This is a genomic window from Polaromonas sp. YR568 (assembly GCF_943369675.1).
GTDB lineage: Bacteria > Pseudomonadota > Gammaproteobacteria > Burkholderiales > Burkholderiaceae_C > Polaromonas.
In genome coordinates this window covers 22,002-46,113 of the sequence record NZ_CALROB020000002.1, presented here as the reverse complement: position 1 = coordinate 46,113, position 24,112 = coordinate 22,002, and the positions used below count along the sequence as shown (strand labels likewise).

The following is a 24,112-nucleotide window of genomic DNA, read 5'->3' as shown; positions in this document are numbered from 1 at the left end:
GCCTATGCTGCTTTGCCCGGTGCCAGAAAAGTTTGCAAGGCATTGACCGTGCGCTCCGTGGCGCCACGGTTGCGGTCGGCAAAGGCCAGCCCCGCAGCCACCGCCGCGGCATAGGCGTCGGGCCTGTCCATCCACTTCCGCGCGACGCGCACGCCCTGCTCCATATCGACCACGCGCCGGGCGGCGCCGGCCTCCACCGCCAGCTCGGCGGCTTCGGTGAAGTTGAAGGTGTGGGGTCCCATCACCACCGGGCAGCCGCAGGCCGCCGCCTCGATCAGGTTCTGGCCGCCCAGCGGCGCGAAGCTGCCACCCAGCAAGGCGACGTCGCTCATCGCGAAATACAGCGCCATTTCGCCCAGCGAGTCTCCGAGCCACACGTCGGCATGCTGCGCATCGTCGCCAGCCGGGCCGCCTGCGGCATCGTCCCACCCTGAGCGCCGTGAAACGCGCAGGCCATGCCGCACCACCAGCGCCTCGACCTCATTGACACGCTGCGGATGGCGCGGCACCAGCAGTACCTTGAAGCGGCTTCCCATGCCTTCTGCCTGCGCTTGCGGCTCAGGTTCGGGCCGGACGTCGATCGCTGCATTTTTGCCGGCGCCTTGCTGGTTTTCCGATTGGGCTACGGCACTGATCTGCTTCAGGAACATTTCTTCCTCGCCCTCTCGCGAGCTGGCGAACATCATCACCGGCTGCGCCAGCGCGCGGCGCCAGGACTTGCCTTTTTCCTGCTGGGCTTCGTCCGGCGAGGCATCGAATTTGAGGTTGCCGAACACACCGCTCACCACGGCGCCGGCCTGGCGAAAGCGGCGCGCGTCGTCGTCGGTCTGCGCAAACACCGCCGACAGCGCGGCATAAGCAGGGAAGGACAGCGGCGACATCTTGAGCGCCTGCTGCAGGGATTTCTCCGACAGCCTGCCGTTGACCAGCACCAGCGGCATGGCGCGAGTCTGCGCGCCGGCCACCAGGTTGGGCCATATTTCGGTTTCCATCAACAGCCCCAGCCGCGGCTTGAAGTGCGTGAAAAACCGGGCGACCGCGCCCGGGCTGTCCCAGGGCTGCCACACCTGCACGTCGCCGGGCTGCAGCAGCGCCACGCCCTCGGCGCGCCCGGTGGCGGTGCCGTGCGTCAGCAAGATGCGCAGGCCCGGGTTGCGCGCGCGCAGGGCCTTGAGCAGCAGCGCCGCCGTGCGGGTTTCGCCCAGCGACACGGCATGCACCCAGACCAGCTCGGACACCACCTCGGCCGGCTGTGTGTAGCGGCCGAAACGCTCTTCGACCGCCTGTTGGTAGCCCGGCTCCTGTTTGGCGCGGCGCGCCAGCTTGCGGCGCAGCAAGGGTTGGCCCAGCCACATCAGCAGCGAATAGAGTTTCAGGATCAGGGCGCTCATGCGTTCACCTCCGCGCCGCACGCCAGCCAGGCCTGCCAGACGGCATCGACACCCGGCGCGGGCTGCGCAAACACGCTGGTTTGCCGGCCGCCATGGCCGAACGCATCAGGCCCGGTGCGCCAGGCCGTGTCGAAGTTGTAGATCTGCACGTGCGGCAGGTCCAGCGCGACGGCGATGTGGCTGACGCCGCTGTCCACGCCGACCACCCCGGTGCACTGCGCAAGTTCTTCGGCCAGTGCGTCCAGCGGCAACAGGGGCGGCACCACGGCGGAATCCGGCGCTGTGGCGTTCAGCGCTTCGGCAATCGCCTGGCTGGTGGCCAGCTCGGCGGCATTGCCGTGCGGCAGCAGCACCTGGTAGCCGGCCGTGTTCAGGCGTTGCCCCAATGCGACCCAGTGGCTGAGCGGCCACTCCTTGTCGGCGCGCGAGGTGCCGTGCACAAACGCGATACGGCCTTTGGGGAAGTGGTCATGGGTCTTTGCGGGCCTTGCGGGCACCTTCAATCCAAAGTGCGTCGCAGCCGCAGGGGTGTAGCCCAGCGCGCGCGCCGCCAGCTCCCGCGAGCGCATCACCGCATGGATGTGCGGCTCGACGGCAATCGCCACGTCGGCCACCCAGCGTGTGGGCGCCTCATAACCCGAACCGTCGGTCTGGTTGGCCAGGGCATAACGTTTGCCGCCGGGCGCCAGTCGGGCCAGCCGCGCCACCAGCGCGGATTTGGTCAGGCCTTGCAGGTCGATGACGGCGTCATAAGCCTCCTGCTGCAACTGCACCTTGAAAGCGCCCCAGGCCTGCCGCGTCGCGCTTGTCCAGAAGGATTTGCGCCAGCGGCGGATTTCGCAGGGAATCACACGGTGCAGCCCTTCGCTGCGTGCCAGCAGCGGGGCGAAAGACTTCTCCACCACCCAATCAATTTGCGCCTCAGGGAACGCGGCGCGTATGTCCTGCACCACGGGCAGGGTATGCACCACATCGCCCAGGGACGACAGCTTGACCAGGAGAATTTTCATGAAAGGCCATTCTATGGCCCAGAACATGGCCCCCACGCTCCCCCACTGCGTGTGGGTCGCTGCCCCCCGAGGGGGCCGCCCGCCTGTGGCCCGGCAAAGCCGGTTCCACGGCTCATGCTGGGTTTAAGAGTTCGAGTGCGCCACCAGTAGGGGCCGCGGGACTGGCTTTGCCAGACCGCAGGCGCCGCCCCCTGGAAGGGGGGAACAGGCTACACGAAGTGAGCCTGGACAGGGGTGGGCCTAATGCGCCGCAGCCGCAAAGCTGGCATCGGGCTTGACGCTGCGCAGCAGGGCCAGCATATCGGCCTCGATGCGTTCCAGCGCCTCTTGGGTATGGCCTTCAAAGCGCAGCACCAGCACCGGCGTGGTGTTGGACGCGCGGATCAGGCCAAAGCCGTCGGGCCAATCGACGCGCACGCCATCGATTGTGGAAATCTTGGCCGGCGCCGCGAACTTCGCCGATTTGATCAAGGCCTCCACGACGGTGTGGGGCTCGCCTTCCTTGCAGGCCACGTTCAATTCAGGCGTGCTGAAGCTGGTGGGCAAGGCGTTGAGCACAATGCCGGCATCGGGTGCGCGGCTCAGGATTTCAAGCAGGCGGGCGCCGGCATAGGTGCCGTCGTCAAAGCCATACCAGCGTTCCTTGAAGAAGATATGGCCGCTCATCTCGCCGCCCAGCGGCGAATCGACCTCTTTCATCTTCGCCTTGATCAGCGAATGGCCGGTCTTGTACATCATGGGCACGCCGCCGGCGGCTTCGATCTCGGGCGCCAGGCGCTGCGAGCATTTGACGTCGAACAGAATCGTTCCGCCCGGCACGCGCGACAGCACGTCGCGGGCGAACAGCATCATCTGCCGGTCGGGGTAGATGTTCTGGCCGTCCTTGGTGACGATGCCCAAGCGGTCGCCGTCACCGTCAAAAGCCAGGCCCAGTTCGGCGTCGCCGCTTTGCAGGGCCTTGATCAGGTCCTGCAGGTTTTCGGGCTTGCTGGGGTCGGGATGGTGGTTGGGGAAGTTGCCGTCCACCTCGCTGAACAGTTCAGTCACTTCACAGCCCAGCGCGCGAAAGATGGCGGGCGCCGAAGCGCCGGCAATGCCGTTGCCGGAATCAATGACGATTTTCAGCGGGCGCTCCAGCTTGATGCCGGACACGATGCGGTCGCGGTACGCAGTGCCCACGTCGACCTGGCGGATGGTCCCGCCTTGCGAAGGCAGCACCCACTTGTCGCCCTCGATGACACGGCGCAGCGCCTGGATTTCCTCGCCATAGATCGCGCGCCCGGCCAGCACCATCTTGAAGCCGTTGTAGTCTTTCGGGTTGTGGCTGCCGGTGACCTGGATACCCGAGTTGGCCAGCGTGCTGGCGGCGAAATACAGCATGGGCGTGGTCACCATGCCCACGTCCAACACGTCTATGCCGGTGGCGGCCAGGCCGCGCATCAGGGCCGCGCTCAGCGAAGGGCCGCTGAGCCGGCCGTCGCGGCCCACGGCCACGGCTTTTTCACCCTCCGCCAGCGCCGCCATGCCAAAGGCCTTGCCCAAGGCTTCAGCCATCTCTTCATGGATGGTGGACGGCACAACGCCGCGGATGTCATAGGCCTTGAAGATAGACGGGTTGATTTGCATCGGGTGAGGTTCCTGGGGGGTACGGAGAACTGCTGGAAGTGAGTGAATTTGATTGTAGGTGGCGCCCCGGCCATCCCCTGTAGGCGGCAACCGTTTCCGGGCAGTCCGTTCAGACTATTGCGAACCCCGAATTCACCGGAAAGAGAGGGGTCCACAGGGGCTCAGGGACATGTCCGAAAACGGCTAGTATCAACCACCCTGCGGCGTATCATTTCCCCCATGGACCGTGAAAACACCCCTCTTGCCGACAACGACTGCTACCTCGCCCTGAAGGCGCGAGACGCGCGTTTTGACGGCAGCTTTTTCACCGGCGTGACCTCCACCGGCATCTACTGCCGCCCGGTCTGCAGCGTGAAAACCCCCAAACGCGAGAACTGCCGTTTCTTCCACCACGCGGCACAGGCCGAGAACGCCGGCTTTCGCCCCTGCCTGCGCTGCCGGCCCGAACTGGCGCCGCATTCGGTAGTGTGGTCCATCCAGGATGCGTCCTACATCCTGGCGCACCAGGCGGCGCGCCTGCTGGACGAGCCCGAGGTGTGGACCGAAGAAGGGCCCTCGGTCGAAAAACTCGCCGCGCGGCTGGGCGTGAGCGACCGCCACGTGCGGCGCATCTTCGAGGCGCAGTTCGGCGTCTCGCCCATGCAGTATTTGCAGACGCACAGGCTGCACACCGCCAAGCAGCTGCTGGCCGACACCAACCTGCCCATCACGCAGATTGCGCTGATCAGCGGCTTTGCCAGCGTACGCCGCTTCAACGCGGCCTTTGTAGAACATTACAAACTCAACCCCACGCAGCTGCGGCGCCAGGGCCCCGAGCGCACCGGCAAGGTCGGCGAAGGCGCGACCATACGGCTGGGCTACCGCCCGCCCTATGACGTGCAGACCATGCTGGCTTTCTTCAGCAAGCGCTGCATAGCCGCCATCGAGTTCATCGACGCCGATGCAACACAACCCTGCCTGGGCCGGACCTTCAGCATCGAATCGGGCGGCAAGCTGCACACAGGCTGGCTGCTGGCGAGTTTCGAAGAAGAGCGGTCGCGGCTGGTGCTGCGCGTGAGCGATTCGCTGCGTGAAGTGCTGCCGCTGGTGATACGCCGCGTGCGCACCACCTTCGACCTGGACGCGGACCCGGCCGCCATCAACAGCGTGCTGCACGACGCTTTTCCCGAAGGCGACGGCCTGCGCGTGCCGGGCGCGCTGGATGGTTATGAACTCGCAGTGCGCGCCGTGCTGGGCCAGCAGATCACCGTGGCCGCCGCACGCACGCTGGCGCAGCGCATGGTGGACCGCTTCGGCGAACCGGTCGAAACGCCGTGGCCCCAACTGACGCGGCTCTTCCCCGCGCCCGCCGTGCTGGCCGCGGCCAGCGGCGACGCGCTGGGGCAACTGGGCATCGTCAAGCAGCGCCAGGCCGCGATCGTCGGCATCGCGCAAGCCGTGGCCAACAAGCGCCTGCAGTTGCACAGCGGCGCCGACGTCAACGCCACGCTGGCCACGCTGAAAGAATTGCCCGGCATAGGCGACTGGACCGCGCAGTACATCGCGATGCGCGCGCTGCGCTGGCCCGACGCCTTTCCGGCGGGTGACGTGGCGCTGCACAAGGCCCTGGGCGTGCAGGGGCAGAAGAACCCGGCACGCGAGGCCGAAGCGGCGTCGCACGCCTGGAAACCCTGGCGCAGCTATGCGGTGATACGCGCCTGGAGCGGCACGCTGGAGCGCCCCGGCTGACGGCGCACAGCGACGACATGGGATTCATGCGCGGGCGGAATGAATGCGGCGCCTCGATTTCATTGGACGGCTCAGCGCTGAGGCGCGAACATCGCCGGTGAATGATCGAGCCAGCCTTTGCCCCGCAAAAAAAAGAGACAAGCCAGTCAAAGCAGCTGTATCAGGACCGGAACAGGCCTGATACAGCGGAAACTCGAAACCATTCAAAGGTGAACAAGATGAAATTCGACAACTCCATCGTCCAGACGACCTTCCACAGCCCTTTGGGCGAAATGATCATTGCCGCAACCGACAAGGGCCTGGCAGGCACCTGGTTCGCCGGCCAGCGCCACCTGCCGCCGCAGCTCGTGAAGCCTTATGTGTGGCGCGAAGACCCGGAGCATCCGGTGCTCAAGCAGACTATCCAGCAGCTCACTGAATACTATGCCGGCACGCGCACGACCTTTGACCTGCCGCTGGACCTGGGCCACGGAACGGCCTTCCAGCAGTCGGTGTGGCAGGCCTTGCTGGCCATCCCGCAAGGCGGCACGCTGAGCTACGGCCAGGTGAGCCAGAACATCGGGAAACCCGCGGCCGTGCGCGCGGTGGGCGCGGCGGTCGGGCGCAACCCGGTCAGCGTGATCGTGCCCTGCCACCGCGTGCTGGGCTCCGACGGCTCGCTGACGGGCTACGCCGGCGGGCTGCACCGCAAAACCGCCTTGCTGAAACTCGAAGGCGCATTGCAGGAGACCATGCTGTGAGTTCCAGTCCTTCCGGTGTCGCCGCGCCCCTGGGCGCGGCCGCCACCCAACCCAAAAGCTGGGTCGCCGATTTTGTGATGCTGGCCGCCATCTGGGGCTCATCCTTTCTGTTCATGCGCATCAGCACGGTGGAGTTCGGCCCGCTGCCGACCGCCGCCGTGCGCGTGGGCATCGCCGCGCTGTTCCTGCTGCCCATCGTGTGGCTGCGCGGGCTGCTGCCGGAGCTGAAGAAAAACTGGAAGAAAATTTTCTTCATCGGCGTGCTGAACTCAGGCATCCCGTTTGCCTGTTTCTCGTTTGCGTTGCTGTCCATCACCACGGGCCTGTCGGCCATCCTCAACGCCACCGTGCCCATGTTCGGCGCGCTGATCGCCTGGCTGTGGCTCAAGGACAAACCCAACGCCTCGCGCATCCTGGGCCTCATCGTCGGCTTTGCCGGCGTCGCCATGCTGGCCTGGGACAAGGCCACCTTCAAGCCCGACGCCTCGGGCGTGGCGCCGGGCTGGGCCGTGCTGGCCTGTTTGCTGGCCTGCGTCTGCTACGGCATCTCGGCCAGCTACACCAAGCGTTACCTCTCGGGCATGCCACCGCTAGTGACCGCAGCCGGCAGCCAGATTGGCGCGACCCTGGGCCTGGCATTGCCGGCCGCCTGGCTGTGGCCCGCGCAGATGCCGGGCGCGCACGCCTGGCTGGCTTTGCTGGCTGTGGGCGTGGTCTGCACCGGCGTGGCCTATATCCTGTTTTTCCGCCTGATAGAAAACGCCGGCCCGCCGCGCGCGCTGTCGGTCACCTTCCTGGTGCCGGTGTTCGCGGTGTTGTATGGCGTGCTCTTCCTCAGCGAACACGTGACGGCCTGGATGCTGATCTGCGCCGTGGTGATTGTGTTCGGCACGGCGCTGTCGACCGGGTTGCTCAAGCTGGGCCGCAAGGCCTGAATGCCACGATGACTTCGGCCCGCAAGACCAAACTCAAGCTGACCGCGCCCAAGCCGCGCAACCCGCTGGTGGCGCCAGCGGCGCAGCGCAAGGCCGGCTCGCACCGCAAGTCCGAAGCGAGCCTGCGCAAGAAAGACAAGATGGCGCTGAAGAAGCAGCTGTTTCAGCTGTAATACGTGGTCATACGAATGTCGCCCAAGCTGGGTGAGAATCATGGTTCTTAAAACCATCTGATTCCAACGAGGGCGATTCACATGCAGCAGTCTCACGTACACGGCCGAGCGGCTTTGCGCCGTACCCCATTGACTTCACCAGCGGGCCTGCGCGCCCTGCTCACGGGTATTTGCCTGCTGGCCTGCATCGGCAGCGCACGGGCCCAGGCCTCACTCGATGCGATGGTCACGGCTGAAGCCAAAGAGGCAGGCTTCCCCGCGCTGGCGGCCGCGGTGGTGAGCAAAGGCAAGCTGATGGCCGTGGGCACGGGCGGCACGCGCCGCGTCGGCACCAGCATCCCCGTCACGCACCAGGACCGCTTTCACATCGGCTCCGACACCAAAGCCATGACTGCGTTGCTGGCCGCCATGATGGTGGAAAGCGGCAAGCTGCAATGGGACAGCACGCTGGCCCAGGTCTTCCCCGAACTGGCCGCCGGCATGGACGCCGGCGTGAGCCGCGTCACCCTCAGCCAGTTGCTGTCGCACACCAGCGGCTTTCCATCGGACAACGAAGATTTCGACGTGCTGCTGGCCAAGGCGGTGCGGCAGCCGGGCAACCTCAACGAGCAGCGCTACTGGATGCTGCAGCAGGTGGCCACCAAGCCCCTGGCCCGCGAGCCCGGCACCGGCTTCGCGTATTCCAATCTCGGCTACACGCTGGTGGGCGCGATGATTGAGCGCGTCGGTGAAAAATCCTGGGAAGAACTGATCTTCGAGCGCGTGTTCAAGCCGCTCAAGCTGACCAGCGCGGGCCTGGGCCCGCAGGCCACGCTGGGCCGCATGGACGCGCCGCTGGGCCACACGCTGGTCGATGGCAAACTCAAGCCCATGCTGGGCGGCCCAGAAGCAGACAACCCGCTGGTCATCAGCCCGGCCGGCACCGCCCACATGTCGGTGCTCGACTTCGCGCGCTGGGGCAGCTGGATGGCAGGGCAAGGCAAACGCGCGCCCTTCCTGGTCAAGCCCGAAACCATGAAAAAACTCGTGACGCCGGTGGTCTCCATGTCGGCAGCCTCGACCTCATCCACCACCGTAGCGGGCGCAGCGCAATACGCGCTGGGCTGGGCTTCCACCAAGATGGCCTGGACGGCCTACCCCGTGGCCTTCCACGGCGGCTCCAACAACATGAACAAGGCCTATATCTGGGTGGACACCGAGCGCGACGCGTCCATCGTCGTCATGACCAATGTCGCGACGCCGAACACGGATGATGTGATGCAGAAGCTCGCAGGGAAGCTCTACGCGCGTTACGTGGCCACCGTGAAATAAAAGGGCCGGTGGGCGCTTACTGCAACGCCCCCGCCACCACATTGATGCTGAGCGCCAGCACCAGCATGTTGAACCCAAAAGACAGCACGCTGTGCACCAGCGTAAGCCGGCGCATCTCGCGCGAGGTGACCTGCACGTCGGAAACCTGCGAGGTCATGCCGACCACGTGGGAGTAGTAGAGAAAGTCGAAATAGTCCGGGTCCAGCCCGCCGGGGAAACACAGGCCTGGCCCGTCGGGTTCGTTGAGCTTTTCTTCCTGGTAGTAGCGGTGGGCATAACGGAAAGCGTAAATCGTCTGGATGAACAGCCAGGAAGCGGCCAGCGCCGAGACGCACAACAGGATATGCAGCGCGCGCGCCATGCCCGACAGGTCTTTGGCCTGCTGCATCACGACCGTGATGGCCGCGACGCAGGCCATGGTGGCCAGCAGCATCAGCAAAAACAGCACCACACTGGGTTCGTCCTGCGCCTGCGCGCGTTCGCGCGTGCGTTTGGCATCAAAGCGCACGCACAGCCACCAGGCCAGCCCCAGGTAAACGCCTATGCCGGCGCACCAGCCCAGCAGGCCGCAAAATTGCCAGCCCAGGGGCAACGGCAGCGCCGCGACGATCAGCCCGGTGACCAGTCCCAGGGTGAGCCGTTGCAGGCCGGTGGTTTCGGAAAGATGTTTGCGCATGGGATGCATTGTGGGGCAGCGCCCGGCGACGCCCAAAGAAAAAGGGCCTGCAAGAAATCTTGCAAGCCCTTTCGGATTTGGCGGAGTGGACGGGACTCGAACCCGCGACCCCCGGCGTGACAGGCCGGTATTCTAACCAACTGAACTACCACTCCTGGTAGTGACAACATTCGCTCTTTCGAGCCAAGTCGCTGGCCCTTGCGGGACTGCGGTTGTCAACTTGCGCCTTGGACACCACACGAGGTGATGAATGCTGGCGACCCTAAGGGGATTCGAACCCCTGTAGCCACCGTGAAAGGGTGGTGTCCTAGGCCTCTAGACGATAGGGTCAAAACCTTGGAACTTCCGGACGGGCTTTTGTGGTGACACAAAGTCCCGGCTAACTTCAAATTCTTCGCGACAAACTTTGGTGGAGGTAAGCGGGATCGAACCGCTGACCTCTTGCATGCCATGCAAGCGCTCTCCCAGCTGAGCTATACCCCCTTCAAGCATTGCAAGTTGCCCTGCAATTGTGTCGAGCCTTGAATTATAGCCCGAAAATTTGATCTTTTTCAAACCTTCAAACAAGCTTGAGCCGGGAGACCACATCTTCGCGCTTCATGAGCTCCAGAATCGCGTCCAGCGAGGGGGTTTGCGGCGTGCCCAGAACCAGCACGCGCACGGGCATGGCGAGCTGCGGCATCTTCAGGCCGGTGTCGGCCAGCACCTGCTTGATGGCGGCGGAAATCGCAGCCTTGCTCCACTCGGCGGCGCCCAAGGCGTCCGCGAGTTTGGCGAGCGCGGGACGCACGGCGTCGGTCACGTGCGTGGCGAGGTCTTCCGCGCCGGGCTGGCCGCCGGTGACCAGGCGTTGCAGCCAGCCGGCCAGTTCCACCAGCGTGCTGCAGCGGTCCTTGAGGAGGCCGCAGCCGCGCGCGACCCAGGCCGCGTCCTGGCCTGTGACGCCCTGCGCCGCGAGGAAGGGCATAACCGCTTCGGCGAGCTTGTCGTCGGCCATGGCCTTGAGGTGCTGGCCATTGACCCAGCGCAGCTTGGCTTCGTCGAACTGCGCGGCGCTCTTGCCCAGATGGTCGAGGTTGAACCAGGCGATGAACTGCTCACGGCTGAAGATTTCGTCGTCGCCGTGGCTCCAGCCCAGGCGCGCCAGGTAATTGACCATGGCATCGGGCAAATAGCCTTCGGCGGCGTACTGCGTCACCGGCTTGGCGCCGTTGCGCTTGCTGAGCTTTTCGCCCTGCTCGTTGAGCACGGTCGGCAGGTGGGCATACACCGGCGGCTCCTTGCCCAGGGCCTTGAAGATGTTGATCTGGCGCGGCGTGTTGTTGACGTGGTCGTCGCCGCGAATCACATGGGTCATGGCCATGTCGATGTCGTCGACCACCACGCAGAAGTTGTAGGTCGGCGTGCCGTCGGGCCGCGCGATCACCAGGTCGTCGAGTTCATCGTTGCTGATCTCGATGCGACCCTTGACCTTGTCGTCCCAGACCACGCTGCCGCCCTGCGGGTTCATGAAGCGCAGCACGGGCTGCACGCCTTCGGGCACGGGCGGCAGAGTTTTGCCGGGGGCGGGGCGCCAGGTGCCGTCGTAGCGCGGCTTTTCCTTGGCCGCCATCTGCTTTTCGCGCAGGGCGTCGAGCTCGGCCACGCTCATGTAGCAAGGGTAGACCAGGCCGTCCGTCTGCATCTGAGCAAGCACGGCCTTGTAGCGGTCCATGCGCTGCATCTGGAAGAACGGGCCTTCGTCGTGGTTCAGGCCCAGCCAGCGCATGCCTTCGATGATGACGTCGACGGCTTCCTGGCTGGAACGCTCCACGTCGGTGTCTTCAATGCGCAGGATGAAGTCGCCGCCGGTGGCGCGGGCAAAAGCCCACGGGTACAGCGCGGAGCGAATGTTGCCGAGGTGGATAAAGCCTGTCGGTGACGGGGCGAAACGGGTGCGGGTCTTTTGGGTCATGGGGGCTGTCATGCGATGCTGTTCAGGCCGCGCGAAAGGTCGGCCTTGATGTCGTCCACGTGGTCCAGCCCGACGGCCAGGCGGATCAGGCCCTGGCCTATGCCGGCGGCCTGGCGCTGTTCTTCGCTCAGGCGCCCGTGCGAGGTGGTGGCCGAATGGCTGATGATGGTTTTGGTGTCGCCCAGGTTGGTGGCGATGCTGAGCACCTGTGTGCTGTTGATCACCTGGAAGGCATTGGCGCGCGCCACCTCGGGCGTGCCGCCGCGCAGGTCGAAGGCCAGCACCGCGCCGCCCAGCCCCGACTGCTGGCGCATGGCCAGCGCGTGTTGTGGGTGCGACGGCAGGCCGGGGTAATACACGCGCGCCACGGCGGGCTGGGTTTCCAGCCACTGCGCGACGGCCAGCGCGTTGGCGCTTTGGGCCTGCATGCGGATGCTCAGGGTTTCAAGGCCCTTGAGCACGACCCAGGCGTTGAAGGGCGCCAGCGTCATGCCGGCGGTGCGCACGATAGGCCCGAACACGTCGACGATGTATTTGGACGGGCCGCAGATCGCGCCGGCCATGACGCGGCCCTGGCCGTCGAGGTACTTGGTGCCAGAATGGATGATGAGGTCGGCGCCGAACTCGACGGGGCGCTGCAGCGCGGGCGAGCAAAAGCAGTTGTCGACTGCAAGCAATGCGCCCACGCTGTGCGCCAGGTCGGCCAGTGCACGGATGTCGCAGACTTCGGTCAGCGGGTTGGTCGGCGTTTCGGCAAACAAGAGCTTGGTGGTCGGGCGCAACGCGGCCTTCCATTCGGCCACATAAGTCTGCGACACAAACGTGGTCTCGACGCCGAACTTGCCGAACTCGCGGCCTATGAGCGCAATCGTCGAGCCGAACATGGAGCGCGAGCAGATCACGTGGTCGCCTGCCTTGAGCAGGCCCATGCACATCATCAGGATAGCGCCCATGCCGGTCGAGGCGCCTATGGCCGCTTCCGTGCCCTCGAGCGCGGCGAGGCGGCGCTCAAAGCTGGTCACCGTGGGGTTGGAGGTGCGGCCGTAGGTGTAGCCTTCCGTCGGGTCTGCAAAACGCCGCGCCGAGGTTTCGGCATCGGGCTGCACAAAGCCGCTGGTCAGGTACAGCGCTTCGGAGTTCTCGCCGTGCTGGCTGGGCTCCAGCGCGACGCGCACGGCCAGCGTGTCGCGGTGCAGGTTGTCGGGCAGCTTTCTTTTGGTCGTCATGCTCAGGCTTCCTGCGGATTGGGCAGCGCCAGACGGGACACGTCCACGTCGCTGTCTTCACCGATTTTTTCGGCGGTGTCGGCGCGCTGCGAGTTCATCGCGGCAATGGTTTCGGCCGTGACGTCGCCCGTGATGTAAACGCCGTCAAAGCAGGAGGCGTCGAAGCCGTCGAGCTTGGTGTTCAGCGAGCCGATCGCGCGTTTCATGCCGTCGACGTCCTGGTAGATCAGCGCGTCGCAGCCAATCACTTCGCGGATTTCTTCAACGGTGCGGCCATGCGCCACAAGCTCGCCCGGCGTCGGCATGTCGATGCCGTAGACGTTGGGGAAACGCACAGGCGGCGCGGCGCTGGCCAGGTAGACCTTCTTGGCGCCGGCGTCGCGCGCCATCTGCACGATCTCGCGGCTGGTGGTGCCGCGCACGATGGAGTCGTCGACCAGCAGCACGTTGCGGCCCTTGAACTCGCTGGCGATCACATTGAGCTTCTGGCGCACGGATTTCTTGCGCACGCCCTGCCCCGGCATGATGAAAGTGCGGCCCACGTAGCGGTTCTTGACGAAACCTTCGCGGTAGGGAATGCCCAGCAGGTGCGCCAGCTGCGTGGCGCTGGGGCGGCTGGATTCGGGAATCGGGATGATCACGTCGATCTCGCTGGGCGGCACGGTGGAGACCACGCGCTTGGCCAGCGTCTCGCCGAGGTTCAGGCGGGCCTGGTAGACCGAGATGCCGTCCAGCACCGAGTCGGGACGCGCCAGGTAGACAAATTCAAAGATGCAGGGATTGAGTTTTGCGTTAGGTGCGCATTGCTCGGCGTGCACCACGCCGTCCATGTCCACAAACACGCCCTCGCCCGGCGCGATGTCGCGCTCGAACTGGTGCGAGGTGCCTTCCAGCGCCACCGATTCGCTGGCCACCATGACGGTGTCGCCGCCCTCGTTCTGGCCGCGGCCTATGCACAGGGGGCGGATGCCGAAGGGGTCGCGGAACGCCAGCAGGCCGTGGCCGGCGATCAGCGCGACGACGGCATAAGAGCCCTTCACGCGCTTGTGCACGCCGCGCACGGCGGCAAACACGTCGACGGGTTTGAGCGGCAGGCCGCGCGTGGTTTTTTCGAGTTCGTGCGCCAGCACGTTGAGCAGCACTTCGGAGTCGCTGTCGGTGTTGATGTGGCGGTGGTCGGTGTTGAAGAGCTCGGCCTTGAGCTCGGCCGCGTTGGTCAGGTTGCCGTTGTGCGACAGCACCAGGCCGAAGGGCGCGTTGACGTAAAAGGGCTGAGCCTCGTCTTCGCTGTAGGCGTTGCCGGCCGTCGGGTAGCGCACCTGGCCCAAGCCCACCGTGCCCGGCAGCGCGCGCATGTTGCGGGTGCGGAACACGTCGCGCACCATGCCCTTGGCCTTGTGCATGTAGAACTTGCGCCCCTGCTGCGTGACGATGCCGGCGGCATCCTGGCCGCGATGCTGCAGCAGCAGCAGGCCGTCATAGATGAGCTGGTTGACCGGGGCTTTGCTGACGACGCCGACTATCCCGCACATGGTGTTCCGATCATGATGAGTTGACTCTTCAAAGTTAGGTTAAATATTTCGCAAATTTTTCAGGCAGCACCGGCTTCAGGGCTTTAAGCGTGGCCGCCAGCACCGGCGCGCCCTTGGATTCCTGCCACCAGCTGCTGGTTTTCAGCGCCGTCATGTCGATCACGACAGTCGCCGCCAGCAGCAAAATCACTCCGCGCAACACGCCGAAGGCGGCGCCCAGCACACGGTCCACAGGGGCCAGGCCGATGGCGGCAACCAGCTTCTTGAAGATGAAAGCCAGCAGCCCCGCCGCGAACACCGTGGCGATGAAAATCAGCACAAACGCCGCCGCGTAGCGCACCGGGTCGGAGGCGGACTGCACGGGCAATCGGGTGGCCAGGTCGGGCGCAAACCATTGCGCCACAAAAAACGACACCACCCAGCCCAGCACCGACAACACCTCGTACACCAGGCCGCGCCATGCGCCCAGCAGCATGGAAAACACCAGCACCCCCAGCAAAACCCAGTCAACAGCCGTCACGAATCAGCCAGTACTGATTACAAGGTCAGGATGGCGGCGGGCAAATCAAGGGCCTTGATTTTTCCGGCCGCTTTTTCAGCCTCGGCCTTGGTGGCAAACGGCCCCACACGGACCCGTATGCGCTTGCCGTCTTTGGTTTCGGCGACTTGTGTATAGGTCTTCAAACCGGCTTTTTCGAGTTTCAGGCGGGCCTCGCGCGCCTTGGCGACGTCGGCAAAAGCGCCCACCTGCACCACCAGCCGGCCTTCAGACTCAGCGGCGGCTGCGGGCGGCGGCGTCGTGCCGTTGAGCAGCGCGCTGGCACGGGCCGCGTCGGCATTGGCAGCGGCGGGTTTGGCGGCCGGCTTGGGTTCAGGCTTTGCTTCAGGCTTCGGTTCGGGCTTGGCCACTGGCTTCGGTTCGGGCTTGGGCTCGGGTTTGGCCACAGGCGCGGAAGCGGCAACAGCCGGTTTGGACGGCAAGATTTCTTCCCTGGGCGCCAGGCTGGCGTTGGCGGCCACTTTTTCGGCCGGGGTCGGGTTTGGTGTGGGGGTCGCTGTTGCGGCAGGCGCCGTGGCCGCCGGCACCACCAGCGGCTTGACCGTGCTCTTGCCGGGGATTTCGATGGGAATGTCGACCGGGATGGGCCGGGGCTGGGTGTCGAACAGCAGCGGGAAACCCACCACGCCTATCAGCACCAGCACGGCCGAGCCGATCAGGCGGTGCTTGGCGCGCTTGCGCATCACTTCCACGCTTTCCGGTTGAGCGGCTGGCCCGGCATTGGGGGCAGTGTTGGAGCCGCCCCGGCGGAAGTTGAAAAACGGCATGGTGTGGCTTGAATCCGATAAGGGGTGACGTTGGCGGTGAACGTGGGCTCCAGGCCCTGCAAAACACCCGGCCGGGCCGGTGTGTACGGCTTTAGCTGGCCAGGTGCGGGGCCAAAAGACGCGGCACGCCGTCCTTCAAGATGCCGCCCACCGTGTAGAACGAGCCGAACACGACAATTCTATCAGCGGGGGTCGCGGCCCCGACCGCCGCCTGCAGGGCCGCTTCGGGGGATGAATAGGTGCCGGAGGTGGCGTCGGGACGGGTATTGGCCGCCTTCCAGCGCGCCTGCAAATCGGCCGCCGTGGCAGCGCGCGGCGTCGGCAAATCGGTGAAATACCACTTGTCGATGAGGGGCCCCACCCGGGCCAGCATGGGGGCGAGGTCTTTGTCCGCCATGGCGCCGAACACCGCGTGGGTGCAGGGGTAAAAACCCATGGCGTCGAGGTTTTCGGCCAGCGCGGCCACCGAATGCGGGTTGTGCGCCACGTCCAGCACCAGCGTGGGCTGGCCCGGCACGATCTGGAAACGCCCGGGCAGCTCGACCATGGAAAGGCCGTTGCGCACCGCCTGGGCCGTCACCGGAATGCGGTCGCGCAAGGCCGTCAGCGCCGCGAGCACGCCCGAGGCATTGACCAGCTGGTTGGCCCCGCGCAGCGCCGGGTAGGCCAGCCCCGCATACCGGCGCCCGCGCCCGGCCCAGCCCCACTGCTGCTTGTCGCCCGAGAAATTGAAATCCGTGCCGAAGCGCCACAAGTCAGCGCCCACTGCGGCAGCGTGGTCAATCACGCTTTGCGGCGGCACCGGGTCGCTCACGATGACAGGCTTGCCGGCGCGCATGATGCCGGCTTTTTCGCGGCCTATGCTTTCGCGGTCCGGGCCCAGGTATTCCATGTGGTCCAGGTCTATGCTGGTGATCACCGCGCAGTCGGCGTCCAGCATGTTGACGGCATCCAGCCGCCCGCCCAGGCCGACTTCCAGGATCACCACGTCCAGCTTCGCATCGGCCAACAACTGCAGGATGGTCAGGGTGGTGAATTCAAAATAGGTCAGCGAAATCGCCTCGCCCTGCGTGCGGGCCGCCTCGACGCGCTCGAACTGGGCGACAAGCGCGGCAGCGCTCACAATGTCGCCGCGCACGCGGCAACGCTCTTCAAAATGCACCAGGTGCGGCGAGGTGAACACGCCTGTGCGGTAACCGGCCTGCAGCAGGATGGCTTCGAGCATGGCGCAGGTCGAACCCTTGCCGTTGGTGCCCGCCACCGTGATGATGGGGCAATCGAAGGCCAGGCCCATGCGTTTGGCGACGGCGCTGATGCGCACCAGGCCCATGTCTATGCCCACGGGGTGCAGGTGCTCGCAGTAGGCCAGCCAGTCGTCGAGAGTTTTCAGGTTTTGCATACAGCCCAGCATTGTCGCAAAACGCTTTTTCCCTTGTTCAGCAGGGGCCGCGGTCCGGCTTTGCCGGTCGCAGGCGCCGCCCCCTGCAAGGGGGGGAGGACGCTACACGCAGTGAGCGTCAACGGGGGTGTTCGAGCTTATTTGGCGAAACGGTCCGTTGCAGCAACAAGTCTTTGCAGGATGCCGGGCTCATTGAAGGCATGGCCGGCATCGGCGACCAGCTGGAAGTCCGCTTCGGGCCAGGCACGGTGCAAATCCCAGGCGGTCTTGGCCGGCGTGGCGATGTCGTAGCGGCCCTGCACGATCACACCGGGAATACCGGCCAGCTTGTGCGCGTCACGTATCAGCTGGCCTTCTTCGAGCCAGCCGGCGTGCACGAAAAAATGGTTTTCAATGCGCGCGAAGGCCAGCGCGAAGTCGTCGCCTCCGTGCAGCGCGGTAAAGGCCGGGTCGGGCAGCAGCGTGATGGTCTGGCCTTCCCAGAGGCTCCAGGCGCGCGCGGCCGCCAGTTGCGCCGCCCTGTCGGTGCCGACCAGGCGTTTGCGGTAGGCGGCCATCAGGTCGCCGCGCTCGGCCTCGGGAATGGGCGCGAGAAAACCCTCCCACAGGTCGGGGAACAGCCAGGACGCCCCTTCCTGGTAGTACCACAGCACCTCGGCACGCCGCAGCGCGAAGATGCCGCGCAGGATCAGTTCGGACACCTGGGCCGGGTGCTTTTGCACATAGGCCAGCGCCAGCGTGCTGCCCCAGGAGCCCCCGAACACCAGCCAGCGCTCCACGCCCAGCAGCGCACGCAGGCGCTCGATGTCGGCCACCAGGTCCCAGGTCGTGTTGTTGTCCAGCGACGCGCTGGGGCGCGAACGGCCGCAGCCGCGCTGGTCGAACAGCAGCACGCAATAACGCTCGGGGTCGAACAGGCGTCGGTGCTCGGGCGAACAGCCCGCGCCCGGGCCGCCGTGCAGGAACACCGCCGGTTTGCCATCGGGGTTGCCGCAGAGCTCCCAATAGACTGAATGGCCGTCGCCGGTTTCCAGGACGCCGGTGCGAAAGGGCTCAATGGGCGGATACAGGACGGTTTCAGAAGAATCAGGGGGCGTGGCCGAGGCAGCGGTCATGAAGGGCAATCCGTGAAGTGTTGAGGCGAACAGGGCGCGGGCAAGGCGTCGTCGTTTCATTATTCCAGCCTTGGCGTCGGCCCGCCCGCGCCCCCTTGCATCTGCCAGAATCACCGCATGATCATTCTTTACGGCATCCCCAATTGCGACACGGTCAAAAAGGCCCGTACCTGGCTCACCGAACACGGCGTCGACTACCAGTTCCACGACTTCAAAAAGCAGGGCGTCCCGCCCGACCAACTGGCGCGCTGGGCGCAAGCCGCCGGCTGGGAAACGCTGCTCAACCGCAAGGGCACGACCTGGCGCAAGCTGGACGCGGCAACGCAGGCCGGCGCACAGGACAGCGCCGGCGCGCAGGCCTTGATGCTGGCCAATCCCAGCGTCATCAAGCGTCCCGTTGTCGACTGGGGCAAGGACATGACGGTCGGGTTTGATGCCGCGGCCTGGGCGGCTCGGGTCTGAACCCACGTTAAACCGCGTGCTTTTTCACGTTTTTTGCCCGCCAGAACCGTGATTCACTGTCCCCAGGCAGCTTTACCGCCGATTTACCGAACTCAAAGCCCCAAAACGACTCTGACTTACTAAAATCGTCTTAGCTGCCAGAGCCGCCGCCCGCACCCCGGGCAGGCCTACCGGGCGGCGCAACTTCAGCCATTTGCTGAAAAGGGTTTGAACCATGAAAAAAGCACTCGTCCTCTCCACCCTCGCCGCAGCCGCAGGCTTTGCCGCCGTGCCGGCTTCCGCCATGGACATCCTGGCGCGCGTGATTTCCAGCACGCCGGTGGTGCAACAGGTCGCCGTGCCGCGCCAGGTGTGCAGCAACCAGCCGGTCATCACGCAGTCCCCCAATTCAGGCGCGGGTGCCTTGATGGGCGCCCTGGCCGGCGGCGCAGCCGGCAACGCCATTGGCAATGGCGGCGGCCGTGCGGTGGCCACGGTGATCGGCCTGGTCGGCGGCGCCATGATCGGCGACCGCATCGAGGGCTCTAACAACCAGGTCCAGAACATGCAGCAATGCACGACGCAGACCTACTACGAAAACCGCCCCAGCCACTTCAACGTGGTCTATGAATACCAGGGCACTCAGTACACCACCCAGATGGCCACCGACCCCGGCCAGTATGTGCGCCTGCAGGTCTCGCCCGTCGGCGCGATGACGCCCGCGCCGCAGACCTTCCAGTCCGCACCACAGCCCCAGGCCTACAACCAGACGGTTCCCGTGCAACCGGGCTACGTCGTCGAGCAAGGCACGACCTATGTGCAACCGGCCTATGCACAGCCGGTTTATGTACAGCCCGCTGTGTACCCGGCCTACTATCCCCGGCCTTACTACGCACCGTATTACCCGCCCATCGGCGTCTCGCTGAACTTCGGCTACAGCCGGGGCTACGGCCACGGCCACGGCCGCTGGCGCTAAAACCGCCTTTCGGCTGAATCAAAAAAGGGCGTCACTGACGCCCTTTTTTTGTTGCACGTTCGCTATGCCCTTACTTCGGCGTCTCGATGAGCGCGCCCTTAAACAATATCGGCCCGCTAGGCCCGCTGCCCGCTGGCACGCCGCCCTTGGGTTCCAGCGAGATCGCCAGTGCCGGCACCTGCCGCATATCGGTGCCCGCGGCGGTCAGGCGAACCACGGGGTCGGCACCAAGCACACCCAGCGATTTGGGCGCAGCGCCGGGCGGCAGGGCCCACAGCTCCAGGGACTTGTCAGGCTGCTCCCTGAAACCGCCGACGCGCTTGAGCGCAAGGGTTTTGTTCTTGGGGTCAAAGGTCACCAGCAGCGAGGCCGAAGCCTTGTCATCGGTCAGCACGGCCACGTATTCGATCTCGGGCGCGGCTGTCAATCTGGCGGTCAGTTCGCTGACCTGGCCGCTGAGCCGGCCGTTGACATTCAGGCCGACCACGACCGCCGCCACGGTGGCCAGCGCACCCGCCGCAGCACCGCCGCGCCACAGGCCCAGGCTGGCCCACCAGCCGCCGGCCGCCGGAGCAGCTCGTGCAGCGTGCATGGCGCGCGCTTCTTTGTCGGCCTTCACGAGGTTTTCAATGCGCTTCCACACGACAGGGCTGGGCGCCTCCTGCGGCTGCAGTTCGGCCACGGACGCGAGGCGGCTTTGCCAGACCAGCGCCGCGGCGCGCAGCGTGGCGTTGTCACGGGCCAGTGTCTCAAAACGGCGGCGCGCGCCGCCACGCAAGGTGCCCAGCGCATAGCTGGCCGCCAGCTGGTCCATGAGGGAGGGGTTGTTCTGGATATTCATAAATTTTCCGCCGGGCCGCCCCAAGGAAAATTAGCCCCCTCGGGGGGCAGCGTAGTACGCGAAGCGACAAGAGTGGGGGCCATATTCATGCGAACCTCGCCATGCAGCCGCGCAGCTGTTCCAGGCCGCGGCGTATCCAGGTCTTCACGGTGCCCAGCGGCAATTTCAATTGCTCAGCCAGCTCGCCATGGCTCAGGTCGCGCAAATACGCCAGGCTCACCACTTCGCGCTGTTTGTGTTCCAGCTGGCCCAGGCACTGGTGCAGGGCCCAGGCCTGTTCGCTCGCCTGTGTCGTGTCCATGGGGTTGGGCGAGTCGCCCGCCACGGTATCGGAAATCACGTCGTCGAGTTCCTGCATGAGGTCGGCGCGGTCCGAGGCCCGGCGCCGCAAGAAATCCAGGCCGCGGCTGCGCACCACCAGCCCCATCCAGGCCATGGGCGGCGAGAGGGTCGCCTTGTAGTCGCCGGCAATGCGCCAGATGTTCAGGAAAGCCTCCTGCAGCACGTCTTCGGCCCATTCGCGGTTCGTCACCACGCGCACCGCGACGCCGTAGAGCTTGGACGAGGTCAGCTCGTACAGCTCCCGCAAAGCCGATTCATCGGCCTGGGCCACACGGTCAATCAGTGCAATCAATTGAATATCCGGGCTTTCTGGTTTCATGGACAACATTGTCAGGCATTGAAGGGAATACGCGACAGGGCGCCCAACGGATTCAGCGCCGGCCCGGCCCGGGGGCCTGCGCGTGACCTAAAATCAGCGGTTTTGAGCGCCGGGCCGCGATGCGCGGTGTTTCCTGCCGGCCCCGGCCCTTTCTTCGCCCTCTTCGCCTTTTTTCACTTTCCAAGCCTCCCATGCCCACCGAAAAAATCGACAACGTCAGCGTCAGCACCCAGGCCAATGTGTACTTTGACGGCAAATGCGTGAGCCATGGCATCACTTTTGCCGACGGCAGCAAAAAATCGGTGGGCGTGATCCTGCCGGCCACCCTCACCTTCAGCACCGGCGCGCCCGAGATCATGGAATGCGTGGCCGGCGCCTGCGAATACAAACTCGCCGGCAGCGAGAACTGGGTCAAGTCCTCGGCCGGAGAGAAATTCAGCGTGCCCGGCAACGCCAAATTCGAGATCCGCGTTGCCGCAGGCGAAGCGGCCTACCACTACATCTGCCATTTCGGCTGATCCCCTCTTTACGCATCCTCCAGCATCTTCCAGGAATCCTCCATGGCCACCATCCTCCAGAACCTCCCCGCCGGCCAGAAAGTCGGCATCGCCTTTTCCGGCGGTCTCGACACCAGCGCCGCACTGCACTGGATGAAGCTCAAGGGCGCAATCCCCTACGCCTACACCGCCAACCTCGGCCAGCCCGACGAGCCCGACTATGACGAAATCCCGCGCAAGGCCATGCAGTACGGCGCCGAAAAAGCCCGCCTGATCGACTGCCGCAACCAGCTGGCCGCCGAAGGCATTGCCGCCCTGCAAAGCGGCGCCTTCCACATCACCACCGCCGGCGTCACCTACTTCAACACCACGCCGCTGGGCCGCGCCGTGACGGGCACCATGCTGGTGTCGGCCATGAAAGAGGACCAGGTCAACATCTGGGGCGACGGCAGCACCTTCAAGGGCAACGACATCGAGCGCTTTTACCGCTACGGCCTGCTGACCAACCCCGACCTGAAGATCTACAAACCCTGGCTGGACCAGCTCTTCATCGACGAACTGGGCGGCCGCGCCGAAATGTCGGCTTTCATGACCCAAGCCGGCTTCGGCTACAAGATGTCGGCCGAAAAAGCCTACTCCACCGACTCCAACATGCTGGGCGCCACGCACGAGGCCAAGGACCTGGAACACCTGGCCACCGGCATGAAGATCGTCAACCCCATCATGGGCCTGGCCTTCTGGAAAGACGACGTCGAGGTCAAGCGTGAGGAAGTCACGGTGCGCTTTGAAGAAGGCCGCCCCGTCGCGCTGAACGGCAAGACCTTCAGCAGCCTGGTCGAACTGATCCTGGAAGCCAACCGCATTGGCGGGCGCCACGGCCTCGGCATGAGCGACCAGATCGAAAACCGCATCATCGAAGCCAAAAGCCGCGGCATCTACGAAGCCCCGGGTCTGGCGCTGCTGTTCATCGCCTACGAGCGCCTGGTCACCGGCATCCACAACGAAGACACCATCGAACAATACCGCGACAACGGCCGCAAGCTCGGCCGCCTGCTGTACCAGGGCCGCTGGTTCGACCCGCAGGCCATCATGCTGCGCGAAACCGCCCAGCGCTGGGTGGCCAGCGCCGTCACCGGCGAAGTCACGGTCGAACTGCGCCGCGGCAACGACTATTCCATCCTCAACACCGTCTCCACCAACCTGACCTACAAGCCCGAACGCCTGAGCATGGAAAAAGTCGAGGACGCGCCCTTCTCGCCGGCCGACCGCATCGGCCAGCTGACCATGCGCAACCTGGACATCGTGGACACGCGTGACAAGCTGGGGATTTATTCCAATGCCGGGTTGCTGGAGTTGGGCAAGGGGGATGACTTTTTGAAGCTGGGTAAGTAAGTCAGAACTGACTTAGCTTAAAAAACAAAGCCCACCAGACGAGAGCCTGGTGGGCTTTGTTTTTTCCGTACTACTTGCTATCCCAATGCTTGAAGAGTGTCTTCAAGCGCTCCACAGTATGTCGCCATTTGGGGCTAGTCGGTTTGCATACGGTGTTCTGGTTTCCGAACAAACCTAGCTCATTGATTGCGCCTTTTTCCTCGCGAGTGTCGAGCCATTGAACCCGAACAAAGTACTCGGCACGCTCCGCGTCGCCAGCCAGCGACATGTAGTGTTCCGCGTTTTGCAAAACCTCTAGAACTGGCTTTTCGCCTGTTGGCGTCTTCACAAGAAATGATGTACCCGGTTGCACCGGCTCGAGCACCCTGCCAACACCCACATATCCCGTTCCGGGGATCTTGACCCAGACCCGGTCGCCCGGCTGAAGCAGCTTCAGCGTTTGGCTATACCAAGCCCCCCCACCGCCGCTCACAAAGCCAAAGCGAAGTGCATCTTCCCAGCTGCGGTGTCCGTAAGACACGTAAAACTCGCCATTCCATGGCTCACGCCCCTCGCCAGTAAGCGCACTGCTTGTCTGCGCCGCATTGACCTGCGTCTCGCCGGGGTCAAGTAGCCATGCCCGGCTCAGCAAGTGCTCATCACCGTGCTGAAACACGGTGAAGAACATCACATTGATTGGAATATCACGCGCATTCAAGTAGCTCACGATGCGCTCGGTGGCTGGATCTAACTCCGCCGCCACCAACACAATTTGATGCGACTGATTCAAAGACTCTTCGTCCAGCATCGCACCAAACCGACTATAGAAAGCATCCTCCAGCCGCCCACCATTCGAGAACCGCGCATAGATCTGCACCAACCGGTCCGCTGTAAGCCGCGATACCCATTCAGCATAGTCCAGTGCCTGCGCCACCACATCCCGTGGTGTACGACCCCGCTTGAGCTCAATCAACACCAGCGAACCATCAGGAGCGATCGCCAATAAGTCAACAATGCCACCGTCGCTGGTGCGCTCCTGTCGCCCAACTAACATCCATTCGCTGGAGAGGATGCGCGGATCACGCACGATCATGTCTTCGAGCTGCTGCTCGCTGGTCAGGCGCGTGGTGTTCAGCAGGATTGGTGTTTCGCCGACGCGCCAGATGGCATGGTGGATGGGCAT

Annotated in this window: 23 protein-coding genes and 3 tRNA genes; 9 read left to right on the top strand and 17 right to left on the bottom strand. The window is 64.8% G+C overall.

Translation table 11 applies throughout. The features are described from left to right. Nucleotides 1–2 precede the first annotated feature (2 nt). The 3 genes from ACLV8F_RS01310 to ACLV8F_RS01300 all read right to left on the bottom strand — a co-directional run bounded on the left by ACLV8F_RS01310 (nt 3) and on the right by ACLV8F_RS01300 (nt 4,027). Nucleotides 3–1,391 carry a 3-deoxy-D-manno-octulosonic acid transferase gene (locus tag ACLV8F_RS01310; RefSeq protein WP_411882439.1) on the bottom strand — a complete coding sequence of 463 codons (1,389 nt, stop codon included), beginning with the start codon at nt 1,389–1,391 and terminating at the stop codon, nt 3–5. Beyond that, nucleotides 1,388–2,401, bottom strand: coding sequence for a lipopolysaccharide heptosyltransferase I (waaC, locus tag ACLV8F_RS01305; protein ID WP_411882438.1), 1,014 nt, complete (start codon nt 2,399–2,401; stop codon nt 1,388–1,390). The genes ACLV8F_RS01310 and waaC overlap by 4 nt, the downstream gene beginning before the upstream one ends. Nucleotides 2,402–2,641: 240 nt before the next feature. Continuing rightward, the gene (locus ACLV8F_RS01300; protein WP_411882437.1) at nt 2,642–4,027 is read right to left on the bottom strand and encodes a phosphomannomutase/phosphoglucomutase; all 1,386 of its coding nucleotides are present in this window, start codon (nt 4,025–4,027) and stop codon (nt 2,642–2,644) included. Between the two features lie 219 nt (nt 4,028–4,246). On the opposite strand from ACLV8F_RS01300, the gene ACLV8F_RS01295 reads away from it, so the two are divergent. From ACLV8F_RS01295 to ACLV8F_RS01275, 5 genes are all read left to right on the top strand, one after another. Next, nucleotides 4,247–5,755, top strand: coding sequence for a DNA-3-methyladenine glycosylase 2 family protein (locus tag ACLV8F_RS01295; protein WP_411882436.1), 1,509 nt, complete (start codon nt 4,247–4,249; stop codon nt 5,753–5,755). A 218-nt stretch (nt 5,756–5,973) separates the two neighbouring features. Beyond that, nucleotides 5,974–6,495 carry a methylated-DNA--[protein]-cysteine S-methyltransferase gene (locus ACLV8F_RS01290; protein WP_411882435.1) on the top strand — a complete coding sequence of 174 codons (522 nt, stop codon included), beginning with the start codon at nt 5,974–5,976 and terminating at the stop codon, nt 6,493–6,495. Next, complete coding sequence (locus ACLV8F_RS01285; RefSeq protein ID WP_411882434.1) at nt 6,492–7,430, top strand: DMT family transporter; 939 nt, start codon at nt 6,492–6,494, stop codon at nt 7,428–7,430. The genes ACLV8F_RS01290 and ACLV8F_RS01285 overlap by 4 nt, the downstream gene beginning before the upstream one ends. Nucleotides 7,431–7,438: 8 nt before the next feature. After that, entirely contained in the window at nt 7,439–7,603 is a 165-nt protein-coding gene (locus tag ACLV8F_RS01280; RefSeq protein WP_411882433.1) for a hypothetical protein, read from the top strand. A 129-nt stretch (nt 7,604–7,732) separates the two neighbouring features. Next, the gene (locus tag ACLV8F_RS01275; RefSeq protein ID WP_411882432.1) at nt 7,733–8,914 is read left to right on the top strand and encodes a serine hydrolase domain-containing protein; all 1,182 of its coding nucleotides are present in this window, start codon (nt 7,733–7,735) and stop codon (nt 8,912–8,914) included. A 16-nt stretch (nt 8,915–8,930) separates the two neighbouring features. Here the strand turns inward: ACLV8F_RS01275 and ACLV8F_RS01270 are convergent, their stop codons facing one another. The 11 genes from ACLV8F_RS01270 to pip form a co-directional block, all read right to left on the bottom strand. Beyond that, nucleotides 8,931–9,590, bottom strand: coding sequence for a DUF1345 domain-containing protein (locus ACLV8F_RS01270; protein WP_411882431.1), 660 nt, complete (start codon nt 9,588–9,590; stop codon nt 8,931–8,933). Between the two features lie 78 nt (nt 9,591–9,668). Next, nucleotides 9,669–9,745, bottom strand: a tRNA-Asp gene (locus ACLV8F_RS01265). A 99-nt stretch (nt 9,746–9,844) separates the two neighbouring features. Then, nucleotides 9,845–9,920: transfer RNA gene (locus tag ACLV8F_RS01260), tRNA-Glu, on the bottom strand. 77 nt (nt 9,921–9,997) lie between these two features. Further along, nucleotides 9,998–10,073, bottom strand: a tRNA-Ala gene (locus ACLV8F_RS01255). A gap of 76 nt (nt 10,074–10,149) precedes the next feature. Further along, nucleotides 10,150–11,544, bottom strand: coding sequence for a glutamate--tRNA ligase (gene gltX, locus ACLV8F_RS01250; RefSeq protein ID WP_411882430.1), 1,395 nt, complete (start codon nt 11,542–11,544; stop codon nt 10,150–10,152). 8 nt (nt 11,545–11,552) lie between these two features. Next, nucleotides 11,553–12,770, bottom strand: a complete 1,218-nt coding sequence (locus ACLV8F_RS01245) for an O-succinylhomoserine sulfhydrylase (RefSeq protein ID WP_411882429.1) — start codon at nt 12,768–12,770, stop codon at nt 11,553–11,555. A 2-nt stretch (nt 12,771–12,772) separates the two neighbouring features. Beyond that, nucleotides 12,773–14,302: an amidophosphoribosyltransferase gene (gene purF, locus ACLV8F_RS01240; protein WP_411882428.1), complete on the bottom strand. Its 1,530-nt coding sequence runs from the start codon at nt 14,300–14,302 to the stop codon at nt 12,773–12,775. A 34-nt stretch (nt 14,303–14,336) separates the two neighbouring features. After that, nucleotides 14,337–14,822 (bottom strand): CvpA family protein, encoded by a 486-nt coding sequence (locus ACLV8F_RS01235; RefSeq protein ID WP_411882427.1) that lies wholly within the window; start codon nt 14,820–14,822, stop codon nt 14,337–14,339. A gap of 17 nt (nt 14,823–14,839) precedes the next feature. Next, the gene (locus tag ACLV8F_RS01230; protein WP_411882426.1) at nt 14,840–15,628 is read right to left on the bottom strand and encodes an SPOR domain-containing protein; all 789 of its coding nucleotides are present in this window, start codon (nt 15,626–15,628) and stop codon (nt 14,840–14,842) included. Between the two features lie 91 nt (nt 15,629–15,719). Then, entirely contained in the window at nt 15,720–17,027 is a 1,308-nt protein-coding gene (gene folC / locus ACLV8F_RS01225; RefSeq protein WP_411882425.1) for a bifunctional tetrahydrofolate synthase/dihydrofolate synthase, read from the bottom strand. A 137-nt stretch (nt 17,028–17,164) separates the two neighbouring features. Next, complete coding sequence (gene pip, locus ACLV8F_RS01220; RefSeq protein WP_411882577.1) at nt 17,165–18,097, bottom strand: prolyl aminopeptidase; 933 nt, start codon at nt 18,095–18,097, stop codon at nt 17,165–17,167. Between the two features lie 162 nt (nt 18,098–18,259). On the opposite strand from pip, the gene ACLV8F_RS01215 reads away from it, so the two are divergent. Beyond that, nucleotides 18,260–18,604 carry an ArsC family reductase gene (locus ACLV8F_RS01215; protein ID WP_411882424.1) on the top strand — a complete coding sequence of 115 codons (345 nt, stop codon included), beginning with the start codon at nt 18,260–18,262 and terminating at the stop codon, nt 18,602–18,604. Nucleotides 18,605–18,818: 214 nt separating this feature from the next. Next, entirely contained in the window at nt 18,819–19,559 is a 741-nt protein-coding gene (locus ACLV8F_RS01210; protein WP_411882423.1) for a glycine zipper 2TM domain-containing protein, read from the top strand. A 70-nt stretch (nt 19,560–19,629) separates the two neighbouring features. Here the strand turns inward: ACLV8F_RS01210 and ACLV8F_RS01205 are convergent, their stop codons facing one another. Together ACLV8F_RS01205 and ACLV8F_RS01200 are read right to left on the bottom strand one after the other, a co-directional pair. Next, nucleotides 19,630–20,400: an anti-sigma factor domain-containing protein gene (locus ACLV8F_RS01205; RefSeq protein ID WP_411882422.1), complete on the bottom strand. Its 771-nt coding sequence runs from the start codon at nt 20,398–20,400 to the stop codon at nt 19,630–19,632. A gap of 85 nt (nt 20,401–20,485) precedes the next feature. Next, the gene (locus tag ACLV8F_RS01200; protein ID WP_411882421.1) at nt 20,486–21,061 is read right to left on the bottom strand and encodes an RNA polymerase sigma factor; all 576 of its coding nucleotides are present in this window, start codon (nt 21,059–21,061) and stop codon (nt 20,486–20,488) included. A gap of 191 nt (nt 21,062–21,252) precedes the next feature. Between ACLV8F_RS01200 and ACLV8F_RS01195 the strand changes: the two genes are divergently transcribed. Then, a complete protein-coding gene (locus ACLV8F_RS01195) occupies nt 21,253–21,579 on the top strand; it encodes a pyrimidine/purine nucleoside phosphorylase (RefSeq protein ID WP_411882420.1) in 327 nt (108 codons plus the stop codon). Between the two features lie 42 nt (nt 21,580–21,621). Then, the gene (argG, locus tag ACLV8F_RS01190; protein ID WP_411882419.1) at nt 21,622–22,950 is read left to right on the top strand and encodes an argininosuccinate synthase; all 1,329 of its coding nucleotides are present in this window, start codon (nt 21,622–21,624) and stop codon (nt 22,948–22,950) included. Between the two features lie 70 nt (nt 22,951–23,020). Here argG and ACLV8F_RS01185 read toward each other — a convergent pair whose 3' ends face one another. Then, nucleotides 23,021–24,112 carry an endonuclease NucS domain-containing protein gene (locus tag ACLV8F_RS01185; protein ID WP_411882418.1) on the bottom strand — a complete coding sequence of 364 codons (1,092 nt, stop codon included), beginning with the start codon at nt 24,110–24,112 and terminating at the stop codon, nt 23,021–23,023.